Source organism: Streptomyces sp. WZ.A104 (assembly GCF_002382885.1).
GTDB lineage: Bacteria > Actinomycetota > Actinomycetes > Streptomycetales > Streptomycetaceae > Streptomyces.
In genome coordinates this window covers 1-18,781 of record NZ_NWVL01000032.1, presented here as the reverse complement: position 1 = coordinate 18,781, position 18,781 = coordinate 1, and the positions used below count along the sequence as shown (strand labels likewise).

Here is an 18,781-nt window from a genome sequence, read left to right as displayed (position 1 = left end):
TGGAACCCCCACAAGAGACATGGAGCCACCAGCACGGTCCAATGGGGGACATCGCCCGCGCCGGCGGCCTCGACTCCGTGAATCTTTACGCACTGTGGGTGAACTGGCGGATACCTGGCGTGAGTTCACCCCAAAGGGTGGTTTCCGCGCGCATATTCGAATCTTTCGGAACGTGCGTTCCTCCGCGCCCCGCCCGCGTCACCCGTTTCACCGAGCGCGAGCCGTACGGCGGGCGGGAGCGCCGGATCATCCGCAGAAGTGCTTCAACGAGCCGGAGCCCGCATCCGTCACCGCCGGTCAACCCCGCGCACCGCCCTGCGCACCTCAGCCGACCACGCGTCCGTTCAGCACGATGTGGCGCGGGGCCGCCAGCACCCGGACGTCGGCGCGCGGGTCCTGGTCGTACACGACCAGGTCCGCCGGAGCGCCCTCCTCAAGCCCCGGCCGCCCCAGCCAGCGCCGCGCTCCCCACGCGGTGGCGGAGAGCGCCTCCAGGGGCGGGATGCCCGCCTTCACCAACTCGGCGACCTCGCCCGCCACCAGGCCGTGGGCCAGCGAGCCGCCCGCGTCGGTGCCGACGTAGACGGGGATGCCCGCGTCGTACGCGGAGCGCACGGTGTCGTAGCGGCGCTCGTACAACTGCCTCATATGGGCCGACCAGCGGGGGAACTTGGCCTCGCCGCCCGCCGCGAGGTCGGGGAAGGTGGCGATGTTGACCAGGGTCGGGACGATCGCCACCCCGCGTTCGGCGAACAGCGGGATGGTGTCCTCGGTGAGGCCGGTGGCGTGCTCGATGCAGTCGATGCCCGCCTCCACCAGGTCGGTGAGCGACTCCTCGGCGAAGCAGTGTGCGGTGACCCGGGCGCCCAGCCGGTGCGCCTCGGCGATGGCCGCCTCGACCTCGCCGCGCGGCCAGCAGGCGGTCAGGTCTCCGGCGTCGCGGTCGATCCAGTCCCCCACCAGCTTGACCCAGCCGTCCCCGCGCCTGGCCTCCTGGGCGACGTAGGCGACGAGGTCGCCGGGCTCGATCTCATGGGCGTAGTTGCGGATGTAGCGGCGGGTCCTGGCGATGTGGCGACCGGCCCTGATGATCTTCGGCAGGTCCTCGCGGTCGTCGATCCACCGGGTGTCGGAGGGCGATCCCGCGTCCCGGATGAGCAGGGTTCCGGCCTCCCGGTCGGTGAGCGCCTGTTTCTCGGCCCTCGCCGCGTCGACCGGACCGTGCCGGTCCAGGCCCACATGGCAGTGCGCGTCGACCAGACCGGGCAGCGCCCAGCCCGCGACGGTCGGCGCACCGTCCGCGCCCGGCGGCCGCTCGTAGGTGATCCGCCCGTCGACGGCCCACAGTTCGTCCCGCACCTCGTCCGGGCCGACGAGGACCCGCCCCTTCACCCGCAGCACCCGCTGCCGCTCCTGATCACTCATACGCGGCACTGTACGAGGCCATCGGTAGGCTGCCGGAGGTGCCCGGAGGGACCCGCCGCCCGGCCACCCGCAACATGACCGACCGCCGACCGAACCCGAAGAGAGCACCACCGTGACGCACCCCTTCCTCGACCTCCCGCCGCTGACCGCCGAGCACTTCGCGGCCATCGAGCGGCGGGTGGCCGCGCTCCTCGCCACCGAGCAGGACGTCGTCATCGCCCAGGGCGAGGCGCTGCTGCCGCTGGAGGGATGCATCCGCAGCGGCGCGCGGCCCGGCTCGACCGCGCTGAACGTGGTCACGGGCCCCTACGGGCAGACCTTCGGCAACTGGCTGCGAGACTGCGGCGCCGAGGTCGTCGACCTCGCGGTGCCCTTCCACACGGCGGTGACCGCCGATCAGGTCGCCAAGGCGCTGGCCGAGCACCCGGAGATCGACTTCGTGTCGCTGGTGCACGCGGAGGCGGCGACCGGCAACACCAACCCGGTCGCGGAGATCGGCGAGGTGGTCCGGGCGCACGGGGCGCTGTTCATGCTGGACGCGGTCGCCTCGGTGGGCGCCGAGCCGCTCCTTCCGGACGTCTGGGGCGTGGACCTGTGCGTGATCGGCGCGCAGAAGGCGATGGGCGGTCCGGCCGGGGTGTCGGCGGTGTCGGTGAGCGAGCGGGCCTGGGAGCGGATCGCCGCCAACCCGGCCGCCCCGCGCCGCTCCTACCTCTCCCTGCTGGACTGGAAGGAGCGCTGGATCGACGGCGGCCGCAAGGCCCTGCCGCACGCCCCGGCGCAGCTGGAGATGCTGGGGCTGGAGGCCTGCGTGGAGCGGATCGAGGCCGAGGGCCCCCAGACCGTGATGGCCCGGCACGCCTCGGCCGCCGCCGCGACCCGGGCCGGGGCGGTGGCGCTGGGCGGCGGGCTTGAGCCCTACGTGCACGACGTACGGGACGCGGCCCCGGTGGCCACGACCCTGCGCGCCCCGGCGGGCACCGACGCGGCCGTGCTGGTCGCGCAGGCGCTGGCGGCGGATCCCGCGCTGCCGCTCGTCGCGGGCGGCGGGGCACTGTCCAAGGAGATGATCCGGGTCAACCATTACGGGGCGGATGCGACGCGGGGCGCGGTGCTGTCCTCGCTCGCGGCTCTGGGGGCGGCGCTGGCCGATGCGGGCCGGCGGGTCGACTTCGAAACTGCCCGCCGTGCGGTATCGGAAACCTGGCCTGGCGCCTGATATCCATAATGCGGGGAGCTGCTTTACCGAAAGCAGCTCCCCGCATTCTTGTTCCCGCTGAATCCACTCCTAAACGCAGAAGTTTTCGCGCCGCCAGAACTCCGTGATTCGGACGCGTCTCGCGAGAGTTACAACCCTGTGACCGAATCCACACCGGAGGCGTTTTGCCCGATAAATTCCGGGCAAAAGGTGAGAAAGCGTAGCCGGTTCGCGCGAGAGTACGCGCCCGCCTGATATCACATACGAGCCCGTCACCCAACCCTCCACGTCGATGCAATTTCGATTTTTGCTGGGTAAATTGAATTCACATGACCGCCGCACCAGCAGATTTTGCCCGTGCCCGAAGCGAATTTCTCAGTATCGACACCCCACGAGTGGAGGACGGAGCCGCGATCTGGCGCATCGCCCGCGACTCCGAGGTCCTGGACCTCAACTCCTCGTACAGCTACCTGCTGTGGTGCCGTGACTTCGCCGCCACATCCGCCGTCGCCCGGGGTGAGGATGGCGAGCCGATCGCCTTCGTGACGGGCTACATCCGGCCCGACCGCCCCCAGACCCTCGTCGTCTGGCAGGTGGCCGTCGACCGGGAGCACCGCGGCAAGGGGCTTGCCGCCTCCCTGCTGGACGCGCTGACCGCCCGGGTCGCCGCCGGCCAGGGCCTGTCGTCCGTCGAGACGACGATCACCCCGGACAACACCGCCTCCGACCGGCTGTTCACGTCCTACGCCCAGCGGCACGACGTCGCCCTGGAGCAGGAGGTCCTCTTCGACGGCGGGCTGTTCCCCGAGGGGACCCACCTGCCGGAGGTCCTCTACCGGATCGGCCCGTTCACCCCCTGAGCCACCCGGCCACGACGGCCGCCCCGGCCGCTCCCGGCCCGGTATCCCCCACCCGACCCGACGCGTCCCGTACGCCCGGTCCCCACGACTTATCGCGCCGGCCGACCGTCCGGCGCGGCCCCGGCCGCCTCCGTGCGGCCGGGAGCACCGACCATCGCCCGTCACACCCCCTCACGCAGGAGATCCGCTGTGACCATCACCCCGCCCGCACTGAGCGTCTTCGAGACCCTGGAGTCCGAGGTACGGAGCTACTGCCGCGGCTGGCCCGCCGTGTTCGACCGCGCGCAGGGCGCCCGGATGACCGACGAGGACGGCCACTCCTACCTCGACTTCTTCGCCGGGGCCGGTTCGCTGAACTACGGCCACAACAACCCGGTGCTGAAACGCGCGCTGATCGACTACATCGAGCACGACGGCGTCACCCACGGCCTGGACATGGCGACCACCGCCAAGCGCGCCTTCCTGGAGACGTTCCAGAACGTCATCCTGCGCCCGCGGGACCTGCCGTACAAGGTGATGTTCCCCGGCCCGACGGGCACCAACGCCGTGGAGTCGGCGCTGAAGCTGGCCCGTAAGGTCAAGGGCCGCGAGTCCGTCGTCTCGTTCACCAACGCCTTCCACGGCATGTCGCTGGGCTCGCTGGCCGTCACCGGCAACGCCTTCAAGCGGGCGGGCGCCGGTATCCCGCTGGTGCACGGCACCCCGATGCCGTTCGACAACTACTTCGACGGTACGGTCCCCGACTTCCTGTGGTTCGAACGGCTGCTGGAGGACCAGGGCTCCGGTCTGAACAAGCCCGCAGCCGTGATCGTGGAGACGGTCCAGGGCGAGGGCGGCATCAACGTCGCCCGCGCCGAGTGGCTGCGCGCCCTCCAGGACCTGTGCCACCGCCAGGACATGCTGCTGATCGTCGACGACATCCAGATGGGCTGCGGCCGTACCGGCGGCTTCTTCTCCTTCGAGGAGGCCGGGATCGTCCCGGACATCGTCACCCTGTCGAAGTCCATCAGCGGCTACGGCCTGCCGATGTCGCTCTGCCTGTTCAAGCCCGAGCTGGACATCTGGGAGCCGGGCGAGCACAACGGCACCTTCCGCGGCAACAACCCCGCCTTCGTCACGGCCGCCGCCGCGCTGGACGCCTACTGGGCGGACGGCCAGATGGAGAAGCAGACCCTGGCCCGCGGTGAGCAGGTCGAGCAGGCGCTGCTGGCCATCTGCGCCGAGGAGCCGGCCGCGCACTTCCGCGGCCGGGGCCTGGTGTGGGGCCTGGAGTTCGAGGAACCGGCGCGTGCCTCGGCGGTCTGCACCCGCGCCTTCGAGCTGGGGCTCCTGCTGGAGACCTCGGGCCCGCAGAGCGAGGTGGTCAAGCTGCTGCCGCCGCTGACCGTGACCTCCGAAGAGCTGGACGAGGGCCTGCGCACGCTGGCCCGCTGCGTCCGCGAAACGGCCTGACCCGGCACCCCCGGGCAGGCGGGAAAAGAGAGGCCCCGGGCCGCGAGGCCCGGGGCGCTGAAGAGAGAAAGGCAACCGCTCACCGTGATCGTCCGATCGTTCAAGGACATCGAGAACACCGACCGGCACGTCAAGGCCGCTTCCGGCACCTGGGAGAGCAAGCGCATCGTGCTCGCCAAGGAGAAGGTCGGCTTCTCGCTCCACGAGACCGTCCTGTACGCGGGTACGGAGACCTCGATGTGGTACGCGAACCACATCGAGGCAGTGCTGTGCACCGAGGGCGAGGCCGAGCTCACCAACGACGAGACCGGCGAGAAGCACTGGATCACCCCCGGCACGATGTACCTGCTGGACGGGCATGAGCGGCACACCATGCGGCCCAAGACCGACTTCCGCTGCGTGTGCGTCTTCAACCCGCCCGTCACCGGACGGGAGGACCATGACGAGAACGGTGTCTACCCACTGCTGACCGAGGAGGGCTGAACCATGACCACCGAAGCACGCACCGATCTGTACCCCTCGCGCGGCGCCGCCGAGATGACCACTCCCCGCCAGGACCCGGTCATCTGGTCCGCGCCGGGCGCACCGGGTCCGATCGCCGCCAAGGACCTCCAGGGCTATGAGCAGGACGGATTCCTCACCGTCGACCAGCTCATCACCCCGGACGAGGTCACCGTCTACGAGGCGGAACTGAACCGGCTGGTCAGCGACCCGGCGGTCCGCGCCGACGAGCGCTCGATCATCGAGCCGAAGTCGCAGAGCGTGCGGTCCGTCTTCGAGGTCCACCGGATCAGCGAGGTCTTCGCCGCCCTGGTCCGCGACGAGCGCGTGGTGGGCCGGGCCCGCCAGATCCTCGGCTCGGACGTGTACGTCCACCAGTCCCGGATCAATGTGAAGCCGGGCTTCGGGGCCTCGGGCTTCTACTGGCACTCGGACTTCGAGACCTGGCACGCCGAGGACGGTCTGCCGAACATGCGGACCGTGTCCGTGTCGATCGCGCTGACCGAGAACTACGACACCAACGGCGGGCTGATGATCATGCCCGGTTCGCACAAGTCGTTCCTCGGCTGTGCGGGCGAGACGCCGAAGGACAACTACAAGAAGTCGCTCCAGATGCAGGACGCGGGCACCCCGTCCGACGAGGCGCTGACGAAGATGGCCGACCGCCACGGCATCAGGCTCTTCACCGGCAAGGCCGGTTCGGCGACCTGGTTCGACTGCAACGCCATGCACGGCTCGGGCGACAACATCACCCCGTACCCGCGCAGCAACGTCTTCATCGTGTTCAACAGCGTGGAGAACGCGGCGCAGGAGCCGTTCGCGGCGCCGATCCGCCGCCCCGAGTTCATCGGGGCGCGGGACTTCACCCCGGTGAAGTAGCGGTACGCGCAGGCACCACGGGGCCCGGGACGGTACGCCGTCCCGGGCCCCTGCCGCGTAACTCGCTGGACCGGAGCCGGGCAAGCGGAGAGGGTGGCGGCCATGACTTCCCGCATACGCCACATCACGATCGACTGCGCCGACGCCTACGCGCTCGGCGGCTTCTGGGCCCAGGTGCTCGGGGCGCCTCTCTCCGACGACGACTTCCCCGGCGATCCGGAGGCGCTGGTCGAAACGCCCGGCGCGGCGATCCTCTTCGTCCAGGTGGCCGAGAAGAAACAGTCCAAGAACCGGGTCCATCTGGACATCCAGCCGCAGGACCGCTCCCGGGACGAGGAGGTCGAACGGCTGCTGGCGCTCGGGGCCACGCTCGTGGGCGACCACCGCAGACCGAACGGGCGGGGGTGGGCCACGCTCGCCGATCCGGAGGGCAACGAGTTCTGTGTGGAATGCAGTGCGGCCGAGCGGGCGGCACTGAGCGGGACCCGGCTGCCGGTGACCGCCGAGGACGTGACCTCGGCGGTGCGGCTCGCGGTGGACGCGCTGGCCGGGGCCCCGGGGGACCGCTGGGACACGCCCGCCGGAACGCTGGTGTGGACGTGCTGGGAGACGGTGGAGCACCTGAGCGACGATCTCTTCGCGTACGCCGTGCAGTTGGGTCCGCGTACGCCTCCGCTGGACGGTGAAGTGCCCTACCGGTGGGCCGCCGACCGGACGGGCGGACCGGCCAACTCGGTCTTCGCCGACCGTGCGGCCGGGCCCGCCGGGCTGCTGGCCACGCTGGAGGCGAGCGGGGCGCTGCTGGCCTCGATGGTGCGGACGACGCCCCCCGAGGTGCGCTCGTACCACGGATACGGGATCTCCGATCCGGAGGGGTTCGCCGCGATGGGCGTGGTGGAGACCCTGGTGCACACGCATGACCTGGCCGAGGGCCTGGGGCTCGGGTGGGCGCCGCCCGGCGCGCTCTGCGACCGGGTGCTGGCCCGGCTCTTCCCCGACGCCCCGGCGGGCGGCGACCGGTGGACCGTACTGCTGTGGGCCACCGGTCGCGCGGAGCTGCCGGACCACCCGCGCCGCACCTCGTGGCGGTGGGACGGGCGGCCTCCGGCGGAGCGTCGGACCGCGTCCAGCGCCGGGTAGTCGGTGTGGCCCTCGGGGTCCCGCCGAAGGAGGCCGACGGGTCGGGGGTGAAGGGGCCCCAGGCCTTGAGCCGGGCGGGCGGGCCCGGGGGGACGCTGGTCGGGTGCCGGGGCTGGTTCAGGCGTACGCGGAGGGCGTCAGGCCAGGACCTCCAGCACCCGGTCCACGTCTGCCTCGGTGTTGTAGAGGTGGCAGGAGATCCGCAGATTCCCGGCCGGGGCCGAGACCGCGATCCCGGCGGCCACGAGCTCGCCCTGACGGCCGTCGAGGCCCGGCACCGCGACGATAGCCGACTCCCCCGGGACGGCCTGGTGCCCGAGCTTCGCCAGCCCGGTACGCAGCCGGGCCGCGAGCCCGGTGGCGTGCGCGTGGAGCACGTCGGTGCCGACCTCCGCGAGCAGGTCCAGGGAGTGCTCGGCCCCGTGGTACGAGAGGAAGGCGGGCGGCTCGTCGAAGCCGCGGGCGGTGGGAGCCAGGCGTTCCAGCGGGCCGTAGTTGCTCGCCCAGGGCGCACCGGCGGACACCCAGCCCGCGAAGAGCGGCGGCAGCGTGTCCTGCGCCTCCTCGGTGACGGTCAGGAACGACGTACCCCGGGGGCAGAGCAGGAACTTGAAGCCGCCGGTGACGGTGTAGTCGTACGCCCCGGCGTCCAACGGGAACCAGCCCGCCGCCTGGGTGGCGTCCAGCAGGGTCCGGGCGCCGTGCGCCGCGGCGGCCGCGCGGACGGCGGCGAGGTCGGCCACCCGGCCGTCGGCCGACTGCACCGCGGAGAAGGCGACGAGCGCGGTGGAGGGGCGGACGGCCGCAGCGAGGTCCGCGAGCGGGGCGTACCGCATGCGCAGATCACCGCGGAGCGCGAAGGGGCTGACCACAGAGGCGAACTCGCCCTCGGGGCAGAGGACTTCGGCCCCGGGCGGCAACGAGGCGGCGATCAGCCCGACATGGACGGTGACCGAACTGCCGGTGGCGACCCGGTCCGGCCGAACCCCGGCGAGCCGGGCGAAGCCCACCCGTGCGGCTTCCACCGCCTCGAAGCTGCCCGCCCCCACCCGCCGCCCGGCGGCGTTCTCGTCGGCAAGGGCCTTGACCGCGGCGATCGTCCGCCGGGGCAGCAGACCCCAACTGGAGGTATTGAGGTAGGTGACCTCGGGGGCGAACTCGGCGGCGGCCACTCGGCTGAGCGAAGAGATCGTCATGCGCCCAGCCTGGAGCCCCCTCAACCCAAAGTCAATTGACAAAAGTCAAGGGGTGCACCCAAGCCATACTTATGGGTGGGGCTCCGTGTGGACGGCCAGGAGGGCTCAGCTCCCCCGAACCTCACAGACGCCGTCCGCGTCACAGGCCGCCGCGTCCCCGCCGACAGCGGTCGGCCCGGTGTCCGGGCGGTCCTTCCAGGCCTGCTCCAGCGCCTGGACGAAGACCTCGGACGGCTGGCCGCCGGAGATCCCGTAGCGCCGGTCCAGCACGAAGAACGGCACGGCGTTGGCGCCCAGTTCGGCCGCCTCGCGCTCGTCGGTGCGGACCTCGTCGGCGTACGCCCCGGGGTCGGCGAGCACCGCGCGTGCCTCGCCGGCGTCGAGTCCGGCCTCCACCGCGAGGGCGAGCAGCACCTCGTCGTCGAAGACGGAACGCTCCTCGGCGAAGTTCGCCCGGTAGGCGAGGGTCAGCAGCTCGTCCTGACGGCCCCGGGCCTTGGCCAGGTGCAGCAGCCGGTGGATGTCGAAGGTGCTGCCGTGGTCACGGCCCTCGGTGCGGTAGCCGAGCCCCTCGGACCGCGCGCTGGCCGCGACGTTCGCCTCCATCGCGGCGGCTTCCTCGCGGGTGCGGCCGTACTTCTCTGCCAGCGTGTCGATCACCGGCGCGGTGTCGCCCTTGGCCCTGCCGGGGTCGAGCTCGAAGGAGCGGTGCACGATCTCGACCTCGTCCCGGTGGGCGAACTCGGCGAGGCCCTTCTCGAAGCGGGCCTTACCGATGTAGCACCAGGGACAGGCGATGTCCGACCAGATCTCGACGCGCATGACTCTTCTGCTCTCCAGGGCTCGTGGGGGGGCGGAGGGGGCCTCCGCGGATCAGGTCACCGGTGCGAACACCGAACCGCACCAGGTGATTCCCGCACCGCCCGCTCCTCCCCGGCCCCCGGCGTCAGGCGCGGCCCCCGCCGACCCTGCGGGGCAGCCCCAGGGGGTTGGCCTCGCGCAGTTCCGGCGGGAGGAGCGCTTCGGGGGTGGACTGGTACGTCACCGGGCGCAGCCAGCGTTCGATCGCCGTGGCGCCGACCGAGGTGGCGGTGGACGTGGTGGCCGGGTAGGGGCCGCCGTGGTGCTGGGCGGGGGCGACGGCCACGCCGGTCGGCCAGCCGTTGACCAGGATGCGGCCCGCGAGCGGGGTGAGGGCGGCGAGGAGGCGGGCCGCGTCGGGGTCGGGGGCTTCGGTCGCGGTGTGGAGGGTGGCGGTGAGGTTCCCGGGGAGGCGGGCGAGGACGGCGGCGGCCTCGTCCCCGGAGGCGTACCGGGCGATCACGGTGACCGGGCCGAAGCACTCCTCCAGCAGCGCGTCGTGCGGGCCCTCCGCGGTCAGCCGCGCGGCCGGAACGGTGAGGAACCCGGCGGAGACCGTGTGCTCCCCGCCCGCACCGGGGGTGACGGGGGCCTCGACGTCCGGGAGCGCGGCCCGTTCGCGTACGCCGGTGACGAAGGCGTCCCGGATGCGGTGGTCGAGCATCACCCCGGAGCCGGTGGAGCTGACCGTCTCGGTGAGGGTCTTCAGCAGCCGGTCGCCCGCCGCGCCCTCGGGGACCAGGACGAAGCCGGGCTTGGTGCAGAACTGGCCGACGCCCAGGGTCATCGAGCCGCCGAGCCCGGTGCCGATCCGCTCGGCGCGCTCGGCGGCGGCCGCCCCGGTGACGACGACCGGATTGAGGGAGCCGAGTTCGCCGTGGAAGGGGATGGGGGCGGGGCGGGCGGCGGCCGCGTCGAACAGGGCCCGGCCGCCGCGCACCGATCCGGTGAAACCCGCCGCGCTCACAAGCGGGTGACGGATCAGCCCGACGCCCGCGGCGAAGCCGTGCACCAGGGTCAGCACGTCCTCGGGCAGCCCGGCGCGGGCGGCGGCGCGGCGGAGGACCGAGGCGCAGAGTTCGGAGGTCGCCGGGTGGCCTGGGTGCGCCTTGACGACGACCGGGCAGCCCGCCGCGAGCGCGCTGGCCGTGTCGCCGCCGGGGACGGAGAAGGCGAGCGGGAAGTTGCCGGCCGCGTAGACGGCGACGACCCCGAGCGGGACCTTGTAGCGGCGCAGGTCGGGCCAGGGCGGGGTGCGGGCGGGGTCCTCGTGGTCGATGTGGACGTCGAGGTAGGCGCCTTCGTCGACGACCTCCGCGAAGGCCCGCAACTGGGCCGCGGTGCGCGCCAGTTCACCGGTGAGGCGGGCCGGGCCGAGGGCGGTCTCCGCGTCGGCGGCCTCGATGATGTGCTCGCCGGACCCCTCCAGCAGCTCCGCCGCCGCCCGCAGGAACGCGGCGCGGGCCGTCCGGTCGGCAAGGGCGTCGCCGGTGGCACGGGCCGCCCGGACCGCGCGGTCGACCTCCTCGGCGGTGGCCTCCACGGCAACCTGCTCGCGCGGGTTCCCCGTCCGGGGGTCGACGCTCCAGACTGGTGCTGCGCTCCCTGTGCTCACCGTGTTCCTCCCGGTCCTGGGCCGCACACCAGGAACGTTCGGTATTCTGAACAGAGTTCCTGGTCGTGAATGTGCTGGGACTCTATTTCCGGGCGTTCCGTGTTGGCAATCGTCCGTGCCGCCCGTCGTGGCGGCAGCCGTGGTGACAAGCTTTTCGAAGGGGGCGAGGGCGATGTCGGTCGCCGAGTCCGGTGGAGCGCAGGTCAAATCCGCGGTGCGGACGGTGGAGCTCCTCGAATACTTCGCGGGGCGGCCCGGCATGCACTCGCTCGCCGCCGTGCAGGAGGCCGTCGGCTATCCCAAGTCCAGCCTCTACATGCTGCTGCGCACCCTGGTCGAGCTGGGCTGGGTGGAGACGGACGCGACGGGCACGCGGTACGGGATCGGGGTGCGCGCCCTGCTGGTGGGCACCTCGTACATCGACGGCGACGAGGTCGTGGCCGCCGCCCGGCCCACCTTGGACCGGCTCTCCGACGACACCACGGAGACCATCCACCTGGCCCGCCTCGACGGCACGAACGTGGTCTACCTCGCCACCCGCCAGTCCCAGCACTATCTGCGCCCCTTCACCCGGGTCGGCCGCAGGCTGCCCGCCCACTCCACCTCGCTCGGCAAGGCGCTTCTCGCCACCCACAGCGACGAGCAGGTCCGCAAGATGCTGCCCGAGACGCTGCCCGCGCTGACCGAACACACCATCACCGACCGCGAGAAGCTGATCGAGGAGCTCCACCTGGTCCGCGAGCAGGGCTACGCGGTCGACCGCGAGGAGAACACCGTCGGCCTGCGCTGCTTCGGCGTGGCGATCCCCTACCGGACGCCCGCGCGCGACGCGGTCAGCTGCTCGGTGCCGGTCGCCCGGCTCACCCCCGGGCACGAACAGACGGTCAAGGACGCCCTGTTCGACGCCCGGGACCGGCTCGCGCTCGCCACCCGGAGGCTCTGATGACCGAGATCTCCCTGCGCGCGGTGGAGGACGGCGACCTGCCGCTGTTCTTCGCCTGGATGAGCGACCCCGCGGCCACCCGCGTCGCCGCGTTCACCCCGGAGGACCCCACCGACCGCGCCGCCTTCGACGCCCACTGGGCGCGGCTGCGCGCCGGGGCCGGCGGCGTGGTGATGCGCACGGTGGTGGCCGACGGTGCGGTGGGGGGCCATGTCGGGGCGTACGGCACCGACGACGACCGGCAGGTCACGTACTGGATCGGCCGTGCGCACTGGGGCCGCGGACTGGCGACGGCCGCCCTGCGGGCGTTCCTCGACGAGACGCCCACGCGCCCGCTGCACGCGCGGGCGGCGGCCGACAACCTCGGCTCGCGCCGGGTGCTGGAGAAGTGCGGCTTCGTGGTGACCGGCACGGACCGCGGGTTCGCCCGCGCCCGGGGCGAGGAGATCGACGAGGTGCTGGTGACGCTCCGGGGATAGGGCTCAGGGCGGGAGGCGCTCTCCCCCGGATGGCGGAGGCGGATCGTCGCCGGGCAGGACGTACGGGGCACGGCCGGCGCGGGAGCGTGGAGCCATGGCAGCGAACCGGCCCTCCGCAGCGTCCCCGCCCGTCCAGCACCGCGCCGGGACGGGCAAGACGCCCCCGTACGGCACCACACCGCCCGAGACGCCCCCGTACCGCATCAGCAGGGCGCGCGTCGTGCTCCGGACGGTCGCCATGGTGTCCTGTCTGCCCTACATCGGGCTCAAGGTCGCCTGGATGGCGGGCAGTCAGCTCGGTATCCCGGACGGCAGCGCGCTGCTCGACGGCGGCACCACGCTGCGCGTCGCCAACGGGGCCACCGTGCTGATGGACGGCGCCGTCATCGTCCTCGCTCTGCTGCTCACCCGGCCCTGGGGCAAGCGGGTGCCGGCCTGGCTGCTGGTGCTGCCGATGTGGGTGGCGAGCGGTCTGCTGCTGCCGATCATGACGGGCTTCCCGATCCAGATGGTCGTTGGACTCTTCGGCGGTGGCGACGGGCGGCCGGTCGGCGAGGGGAACTCCGACGCGTTCCTGGACCCGTGGGTCTTCGGTGTCGTCTACGGCGGCTTCATCGTCCAGGGCCTCGCCCTCGGCAGCCTCTTCGCGCTGTACGCCAGGGAGCGCTGGGGCCACCTGTGGCAGGGGAGGCTGCGGGATCTGCCGGACAGCCCGACCACGCCCGCCCTGCGCGCGACCGCCGTCGCCGTCGCTGGGGCGGCCCTTCTCCCCGGCGTCACGCACCTGTTGTGGCTCTCCGGTTCGACCGCCGGGCTCAACCCGGGCCGGGCCGCGGCCCGCACCAGCGATTTCTACGTCCTGGAAGCCGTCAGCCTGCTCTTCGTGGTGGCCACCGTCGTCGGGGTGCTCCTGCTCGCCTTCCGGCGTACCGGCCGCCTCTCCCTGCGGCTGCCGCTCGTCCTGGCCTGGGCCGGTTCGGCGGCCACGGCCTGCTGGGGCGGCTGGTTGAGCGTCACCGGGCTGATCGGCGCGGGCGAAGCGGCGGACCGGCCGATGCCGGCGACGACGACGGTCTACGCTGTCCAGATGCTGGCCGGGGCGCTCGTCGTGACACTTGGCGCGTACTTCTTCGCGGAGCGCGCGGCGGCTTCCGCGCTGCCCGCGGCCACCGATGCCCCTGCCCCGTCGTCCGACAGCCGGGTGTCATGAGGGCGGTCGCCCCGCTGTTCGGCCGGCGGGCGCGGCTGCGCTGGCTGCATCTGATCATCGGCGGCGCGCTGCTGACGCCGTACTTCCTGGTCAGCACGGTCCTGGTCGGCATGGCGAGCGGTGGGGAACAGCTCTTCTCCTCGCTGCCCGCCCAGCTCGTCGCGTTCGCCCTCGCCCTGCCGATGGCGGCGGTCACCGGCTTCTTCGCCCTGGTCCGGCCGCTGTCCGTGGCCGCCGCCCGCGCCCTGTGCGGGGTCCCGCCCGCCCTGCTGGCCGACGGGCCCGCCCGGACCCGGCAGGCCCGGGTGCGTGCGGCCTGCTGGTACACCCTGCATCTGGCGCTCGGCGGGATCGTCAGCGGGATCACGCTGGCACTGCCGCCGTTCGCGGTGACGGTGGCCGCCCTGCCGTTCTTCGCGGGGCTGCGCGAGACCTGGCTGTACGGCGGGCACGATGCGCTGCGGGAGCCGTGGGCCCTGGCCTTCGCTCCGCTCGCCGGGCTCGCGATGCTGGTGGCGATGGCGCTGGTCGCGGCGGCGGCCGGGGAGCTGCTGGCCCGACGGGCCCCGGCTCTGCTGGGGCCGACCCCCGAGGACCGGCTGGCCGCCGCCGAGCGCCGGGCCGCGGACCTGGCGGTGCGCAACCGGCTCGCCCGGGAGCTCCACGACTCGGTGGGCCACGCGCTGAGTGCCGTGACCCTTCAGGCGGGGGCGGCGCGCCGGGTCCTGGACCGCGATCCGGAGTTCGTCCGCGAGGCGCTGACCGCCATCGAGGAGACGACACGGCGGACGGTCGGCGAGCTGGACTCGGTACTGGGGCTGCTGCGGCGGGACGGAGAGCCGGACGAGGGCGGGGAAGCGGCTTACGGGCCGGGGCTGGACGCGCTCGACGGGCTGCTGGCGCACTGCGGGGTACCGGTGGCGTACGAGCGGGAGGGCGACCCCGGTGACCCGGACAACGTGGACCCGGCGGTCTCGCGGGAGGCGTACCGGATCGTCCAGGAGGGGCTGAGCAACGCCCTGCGGCACGGCGGGGGCGGCCCGTCCCCCGTGCGGCTGCTGATCGCGGTACGGGAGAGGGAGCTGGAGATCGTGGTGGAGAACCCGGTGGGCGAGCGGCCCGCCGTCGTGCGGCCCGGAGGCGGCCGCGGGCTGCGCGGCATCGCGGAGCGGGCCGTCCTGCTGGGGGGCCGAACCGAAGCGGGTCCGTACGACGGCGGCTGGCGGCTGACCGCCCGGCTGCCTCTGACGGCCGGGCGTACGACCGACGGACATGCGGAGGAACAGCGATGAGCGGGGCTCCGGTACGGGTGGTGCTGGCGGACGACGAGCGGATGGTGCGTACGGCGCTGCGCGCGATCCTGGACGCCGAGGAGGGCATCGAGGTCGTCGGGGAGGCCACCACCGGTGCGGAGGCCGTCTCCGTGGTGCGGGAGCTGCGGCCCGACGTGGTGCTGATGGACGTGCGGATGCCGGAGATCGACGGCATCCGGGCCACCCAGCAGATCCTCACCACGCTGGAGGACCCGCCGAGGATCGTCGTCGTGACGACCTTCGAGAACGACGCGTACGTGTACGAGGCCCTGCACGCCGGAGCGGCCGGGTTCCTGCTGAAGCGGGTCGCGGCCGAGGAGCTGGTGCAGGCGGTGCGCCTGGTGGCGTGCGGCGACTCGCTCCTCTACCCGGCGGCGGTACGCACGCTGGCCGCCGAGCACGCCGCGCGGCAGGCGTCCGGGGCCCCGGCGTGGGTGGCTCGGCTGACCGGGCGGGAGGCGGACGTACTGCGGCTGATGGCGGCGGGGCTGACCAACGCGGAGATCGCGGAGCAGCTCGCGGTGGGCCCGGCGACGGCGAAGACCCATGTGGCGTCGGTCCTCGCGAAGACGGGCGCCCGGGACCGTACGCAGGCGGTCATCGCGGCGTACGAGTCCGGCTTCATCACCCCGGGCTGAGCGGCGGCCCCCGTGCACCGCGTGAGAAATCGGTGAGAAGGGGCACGTGGGGGAACGGCCGGAACCGACCCGCTCGTCCCTCCAACGGGATGAACAAGACAATCAGGCGCGCTTCGGCCTTCTGCCTGCTCATGGTGCTCGCCCTGCTGGTGCGGGCGACATGGGTGCAGGGCTACCAGGCCAAGGCGCTCGCAGACGACGAGCACAACCGGCGGAACACCATCGCGCAGTACGCGCAGCCGCTCGGGGACATCATCGTGGCCGGTTCGCCGGTCACCGGATCGAAGGGGACCAGTGGCGGCGACCTCCGGTACAAGAGGACCTACCCGCAGGGCGAGCTCTACGCGGCCGTGACGGGCTACAGCTCGCAGGCGTACGGCGCGACCCAGCTCGAAGGCATCTACAGCGACGTCCTGGACGGCACGGACGACCGCCTGAAGAACCCCAAGGACCTGCTCACCGGCGAGCAGGCCACCCCGGGCAACGTCCTGACCACCATCGACCCGGGCGTCCAGAAGGCGGCCTACGAGGCGCTCGGCGACGACAAGGGCGCGGCGGTGGCCATCGACCCGAAGACCGGGCGCATCCTGGGCATGGTCTCCACACCCTCGTACGACCCCTCGACGATCAGCGGTACGGGAGACGGCGACGCCTGGAAGAAGCTGCTGGACGACCCGGACAAGCCGCTGGTCAACCGGGCGCTGCGGCAGCCGCTGGCGCCGGGCTCGACGTTCAAGCTGGTGGTCGCGGCGGCGGCGCTGGAAAACGGGCTGTACGGCTCGGTCGACGAGGCGACCAGGAGCCCCGACCCGTACACCCTTCCCGGCACCACCACCGTCCTCCGCAACGAGAACGCCTCCGCCCCCTGCGAGAACGCGACCCTGCGCACCGCGCTCCGCTACTCCTGCAACAACGTCTTCGCGAAGGCGGCCGCCGACCTCGGCCAGGACAGGGTGAAGGAGATGGCCGACGCGTTCGGGTTCGACACCGAGAAGCTGGACGTCCCGGTGCGGGCCGCGAAGAGCGTCTACCCGACCGGTATGGACAGGGCCCAGACAGCCCTGACGGGCATCGGCCAGTTCGAGGTCACCGCGACCCCGCTCCAGATGGCGATGGTCACCTCGGCCCTGGCCAACGGCGGTGAGCTGGCCGCGCCGCACATGGTGTCCCAGGTGACGGACGGGGACGGCACCGTACTGGAGGAGACCGGCGACGGCGACACGAAGCGCGTGGTGAAGGAGTCGACCGCCGAGCAGCTGCGCAGTGCGATGGTGACGGTCGTCGAGGAGGGCACCGGCACCAACGCCCGGATTCCCGGAGCCGAGGTCGGCGGGAAGACGGGGACCGCGCAGAACGGCGTGGACAACAGCAACACCCCGTACGCCTGGTTCACCTCGTACGCGAAGGACGACCGCAGCGGCAAGGAGGTCGCGGTCGCGGTGATCGTCGAGGACTCCGGATCGGCGCGCTCCGAGGTGAGCGGCAACGGCCTGGCCGCACCGATCGCGCAGAAGATGATGAAGGCGGCGCTGGAGCGGTGAAGGCAACGGGTACGGGGGGGCGGCGGCCGGGGCGCACCGGCCCCCGTACCCGTCCCCGTACCGCTGCTTCACGCCGAGCAGCAGCTCGAACGATCGGGTCGGTCGCGAAGCAGAGCGCGAACAGCGCGGAGGAACCCCACGGCAGCCGTTCGGCTCGGTGCCCCGGGCGGCCCGGGACCTGCACCGGATCTTCGAGGCACGCCCTGAGGCGCACCGCGCAGCGGCTCCAGAGACCCCCGGTGCCTTTGGCGCCTCCCAGGGCATCCGTTCCCGGAGCATCCGTTCCTAGGGCATCCGCCCGATGCCACCTGACCGCCTTACTCCGCAGTATGAGCCGCACACGGCCCGCGGCCTGGGCCGCACGGCGCGGGCGCGGAGCCCGCGTACGGATACGGCCTGCGGCTGTTCGACCTGGTCCCCGTCCCCGGCGCGCCGGACGCGATCACCGCCGACCTCAACGACACCGGCCCACTCCCGGGTCGGCGGCCACTTCGTGACCGACCCGCCGATCCGGCCGCACTGAGAGGCCCGCGAAAGGGCGACCGACGGAAAACGGCGCGACGCGGATACGTCCGGGCGGGCACGATACGGGCATGCCGAGACCTTCCGGATTCCAGTACGAACAGCACGGCGACTCCTCCGTCACCATCACCCACCACGGCCGCCCGGCGGGAACCCTGCGCGGCAGCCGCGCGGAGAAGTTCCTGGCCGAGGTGGTGTCCGGCGACGCGCAGCTGGTGATGGCGCGCTGGACCGGCGCGTACAAGCACGGCAACGAACGCATGGCCCGCAACCACCCGCGCAATCGCCGCTGAGACGTGAAGGGGAGACCGAGGGGCGGGGAGGTGGGGAGGCGCTCAGGGAGTGAGGGGGGAAAGGGTGCGCAGGGAGTGAGGGAGAAAGGTAAGGGAACGGCAAAGCCGGGTCGTTCGTTACCCCCTGCATGACCGCAATGACCCCCGGCTCGAACATCCCTCTCTCCGCCGCCCGCGTGGCGGTGGACGTCGCCGCTCCGGTGCGGCTCGACGTTTCGGGCCTGCTGCTCACCGCCGACGGCAAGGTGCGCTCCGACGACGACTTCATCTTCTACAACCAGCCCTCGGGCCCGGGTGTGACCTACCGCGCAGGCGGGGGCTCCGCGCCCGACGCGATCGTGGTGGACACCACCGCCGTCCCGCCCGGCATCGAGAAGATCGTCGTGACCGCGAGCCCGGACGCCGCGGGCCAGACCTTCCAGGGCATCGAGCCCACCGCCACCGTGCGCAACGCGGACGACGGCAGTGCGCTCGCCACCTTCACCCCGCCGCCGCTGAGCACCGAGACGGCGCTCGTGGTCATCGAGGTCTACCGCCGCAACGGCGCCTGGAAGGCCCGCGCGGTCGGCCAGGGTTACGCCAACGGCCTGGCCGGGATCGCCACGGACTTCGGCGTCTCGGTCGAGGAGCCCGAAGCCCCCGCCGCCCCGCCGGTCCCGGCGGCCGCCGCCCCGCCCGCGCCGGTCGCCGCCCCCGTCGACCCGCGCATCGCGCC

18 protein-coding genes are annotated in these 18,781 nt (G+C 72.6%); 14 read left to right on the top strand and 4 right to left on the bottom strand.

What is annotated here, in order from left to right:
• Positions 1 to 324: 324 nt before the first annotated feature.
• Entirely contained in the window at positions 325 to 1,425 is a 1,101-nt protein-coding gene (locus tag CIB93_RS18580; protein WP_096628145.1) for an amidohydrolase family protein, read from the bottom strand.
• Between the two features lie 112 nt (positions 1,426 to 1,537).
• On the opposite strand from CIB93_RS18580, the gene CIB93_RS18575 reads away from it, so the two are divergent.
• The 6 genes from CIB93_RS18575 to CIB93_RS18550 all read left to right on the top strand — a co-directional run bounded on the left by CIB93_RS18575 (position 1,538) and on the right by CIB93_RS18550 (position 7,455).
• Positions 1,538 to 2,644, top strand: a complete 1,107-nt coding sequence (locus CIB93_RS18575) for an alanine--glyoxylate aminotransferase family protein (RefSeq protein WP_096628143.1) — start codon at positions 1,538 to 1,540, stop codon at positions 2,642 to 2,644.
• Positions 2,645 to 2,952: 308 nt separating this feature from the next.
• Positions 2,953 to 3,483: a diaminobutyrate acetyltransferase gene (gene ectA / locus CIB93_RS18570; RefSeq protein WP_096628141.1), complete on the top strand. Its 531-nt coding sequence runs from the start codon at positions 2,953 to 2,955 to the stop codon at positions 3,481 to 3,483.
• Between the two features lie 189 nt (positions 3,484 to 3,672).
• A complete protein-coding gene (gene ectB, locus CIB93_RS18565) occupies positions 3,673 to 4,935 on the top strand; it encodes a diaminobutyrate--2-oxoglutarate transaminase (RefSeq protein ID WP_096628139.1) in 1,263 nt (420 codons plus the stop codon).
• Between the two features lie 84 nt (positions 4,936 to 5,019).
• Positions 5,020 to 5,418: an ectoine synthase gene (locus tag CIB93_RS18560; protein ID WP_096628138.1), complete on the top strand. Its 399-nt coding sequence runs from the start codon at positions 5,020 to 5,022 to the stop codon at positions 5,416 to 5,418.
• Positions 5,419 to 5,421: 3 nt separating this feature from the next.
• A complete protein-coding gene (gene thpD / locus CIB93_RS18555) occupies positions 5,422 to 6,315 on the top strand; it encodes an ectoine hydroxylase (protein WP_096628136.1) in 894 nt (297 codons plus the stop codon).
• Between the two features lie 102 nt (positions 6,316 to 6,417).
• Complete coding sequence (locus CIB93_RS18550) at positions 6,418 to 7,455, top strand: VOC family protein (protein ID WP_096628135.1); 1,038 nt, start codon at positions 6,418 to 6,420, stop codon at positions 7,453 to 7,455.
• Positions 7,456 to 7,592: 137 nt separating this feature from the next.
• Here CIB93_RS18550 and CIB93_RS18545 read toward each other — a convergent pair whose 3' ends face one another.
• The 3 genes from CIB93_RS18545 to CIB93_RS18535 form a co-directional block, all read right to left on the bottom strand.
• A complete protein-coding gene (locus tag CIB93_RS18545) occupies positions 7,593 to 8,651 on the bottom strand; it encodes an aminotransferase class V-fold PLP-dependent enzyme (RefSeq protein ID WP_096628133.1) in 1,059 nt (352 codons plus the stop codon).
• 105 nt (positions 8,652 to 8,756) lie between these two features.
• Positions 8,757 to 9,473, bottom strand: a complete 717-nt coding sequence (locus CIB93_RS18540) for a DsbA family oxidoreductase (RefSeq protein ID WP_096628132.1) — start codon at positions 9,471 to 9,473, stop codon at positions 8,757 to 8,759.
• A 124-nt stretch (positions 9,474 to 9,597) separates the two neighbouring features.
• Positions 9,598 to 11,127, bottom strand: coding sequence for an aldehyde dehydrogenase (NADP(+)) (locus tag CIB93_RS18535; protein ID WP_096628130.1), 1,530 nt, complete (start codon positions 11,125 to 11,127; stop codon positions 9,598 to 9,600).
• 172 nt (positions 11,128 to 11,299) lie between these two features.
• On the opposite strand from CIB93_RS18535, the gene CIB93_RS18530 reads away from it, so the two are divergent.
• The 8 genes from CIB93_RS18530 to CIB93_RS18495 form a co-directional block, all read left to right on the top strand.
• Complete coding sequence (locus CIB93_RS18530) at positions 11,300 to 12,070, top strand: IclR family transcriptional regulator (protein ID WP_096628129.1); 771 nt, start codon at positions 11,300 to 11,302, stop codon at positions 12,068 to 12,070.
• Entirely contained in the window at positions 12,070 to 12,549 is a 480-nt protein-coding gene (locus CIB93_RS18525) for a GNAT family N-acetyltransferase (protein WP_096628127.1), read from the top strand. The genes CIB93_RS18530 and CIB93_RS18525 overlap by 1 nt, the downstream gene beginning before the upstream one ends.
• 94 nt (positions 12,550 to 12,643) lie before the next feature.
• The gene (locus CIB93_RS18520; protein WP_373558768.1) at positions 12,644 to 13,759 is read left to right on the top strand and encodes a hypothetical protein; all 1,116 of its coding nucleotides are present in this window, start codon (positions 12,644 to 12,646) and stop codon (positions 13,757 to 13,759) included.
• Positions 13,756 to 15,051 (top strand): sensor histidine kinase, encoded by a 1,296-nt coding sequence (locus CIB93_RS18515; RefSeq protein WP_096628126.1) that lies wholly within the window; start codon positions 13,756 to 13,758, stop codon positions 15,049 to 15,051. Before CIB93_RS18520 ends, CIB93_RS18515 begins: the two co-directional genes overlap by 4 nt.
• Positions 15,048 to 15,710 carry a response regulator transcription factor gene (locus CIB93_RS18510; RefSeq protein WP_096628124.1) on the top strand — a complete coding sequence of 221 codons (663 nt, stop codon included), beginning with the start codon at positions 15,048 to 15,050 and terminating at the stop codon, positions 15,708 to 15,710. The genes CIB93_RS18515 and CIB93_RS18510 overlap by 4 nt, the downstream gene beginning before the upstream one ends.
• 89 nt (positions 15,711 to 15,799) lie before the next feature.
• Positions 15,800 to 17,251 (top strand): penicillin-binding protein 2, encoded by a 1,452-nt coding sequence (locus tag CIB93_RS18505; protein ID WP_096628123.1) that lies wholly within the window; start codon positions 15,800 to 15,802, stop codon positions 17,249 to 17,251.
• Between the two features lie 593 nt (positions 17,252 to 17,844).
• Complete coding sequence (locus tag CIB93_RS18500) at positions 17,845 to 18,066, top strand: hypothetical protein (protein WP_096628121.1); 222 nt, start codon at positions 17,845 to 17,847, stop codon at positions 18,064 to 18,066.
• 128 nt (positions 18,067 to 18,194) lie between these two features.
• Positions 18,195 to 18,781 (top strand): TerD family protein (locus tag CIB93_RS18495; protein WP_143660064.1); only part of this gene is annotated, 587 nt, incomplete at its 3' end.

What these genes read in the sequence shown, in the direction of transcription:
- ectA (WP_096628141.1), top strand. Translation starts at nt 2,953, where the DNA reads ATGACCGCCGCACCAGCAGATTTTGCCCGTGCCCGAAGCGAATTTCTC.
- CIB93_RS18580 (WP_096628145.1), bottom strand. Translation starts at nt 1,425, where the DNA reads ATGAGTGATCAGGAGCGGCAGCGGGTGCTGCGGGTGAAGGGGCGGGTC.
- CIB93_RS18505 (WP_096628123.1), top strand. Translation starts at nt 15,800, where the DNA reads ATGAACAAGACAATCAGGCGCGCTTCGGCCTTCTGCCTGCTCATGGTG.
- CIB93_RS18515 (WP_096628126.1), top strand. Translation starts at nt 13,756, where the DNA reads ATGAGGGCGGTCGCCCCGCTGTTCGGCCGGCGGGCGCGGCTGCGCTGG.
- CIB93_RS18540 (WP_096628132.1), bottom strand. Translation starts at nt 9,473, where the DNA reads ATGCGCGTCGAGATCTGGTCGGACATCGCCTGTCCCTGGTGCTACATC.
- CIB93_RS18525 (WP_096628127.1), top strand. Translation starts at nt 12,070, where the DNA reads ATGACCGAGATCTCCCTGCGCGCGGTGGAGGACGGCGACCTGCCGCTG.
- CIB93_RS18550 (WP_096628135.1), top strand. Translation starts at nt 6,418, where the DNA reads ATGACTTCCCGCATACGCCACATCACGATCGACTGCGCCGACGCCTAC.
- CIB93_RS18510 (WP_096628124.1), top strand. Translation starts at nt 15,048, where the DNA reads ATGAGCGGGGCTCCGGTACGGGTGGTGCTGGCGGACGACGAGCGGATG.
- thpD (WP_096628136.1), top strand. Translation starts at nt 5,422, where the DNA reads ATGACCACCGAAGCACGCACCGATCTGTACCCCTCGCGCGGCGCCGCC.
- CIB93_RS18530 (WP_096628129.1), top strand. Translation starts at nt 11,300, where the DNA reads ATGTCGGTCGCCGAGTCCGGTGGAGCGCAGGTCAAATCCGCGGTGCGG.
- CIB93_RS18545 (WP_096628133.1), bottom strand. Translation starts at nt 8,651, where the DNA reads ATGACGATCTCTTCGCTCAGCCGAGTGGCCGCCGCCGAGTTCGCCCCC.
- CIB93_RS18500 (WP_096628121.1), top strand. Translation starts at nt 17,845, where the DNA reads ATGCCGAGACCTTCCGGATTCCAGTACGAACAGCACGGCGACTCCTCC.
- CIB93_RS18520 (WP_373558768.1), top strand. Translation starts at nt 12,644, where the DNA reads ATGGCAGCGAACCGGCCCTCCGCAGCGTCCCCGCCCGTCCAGCACCGC.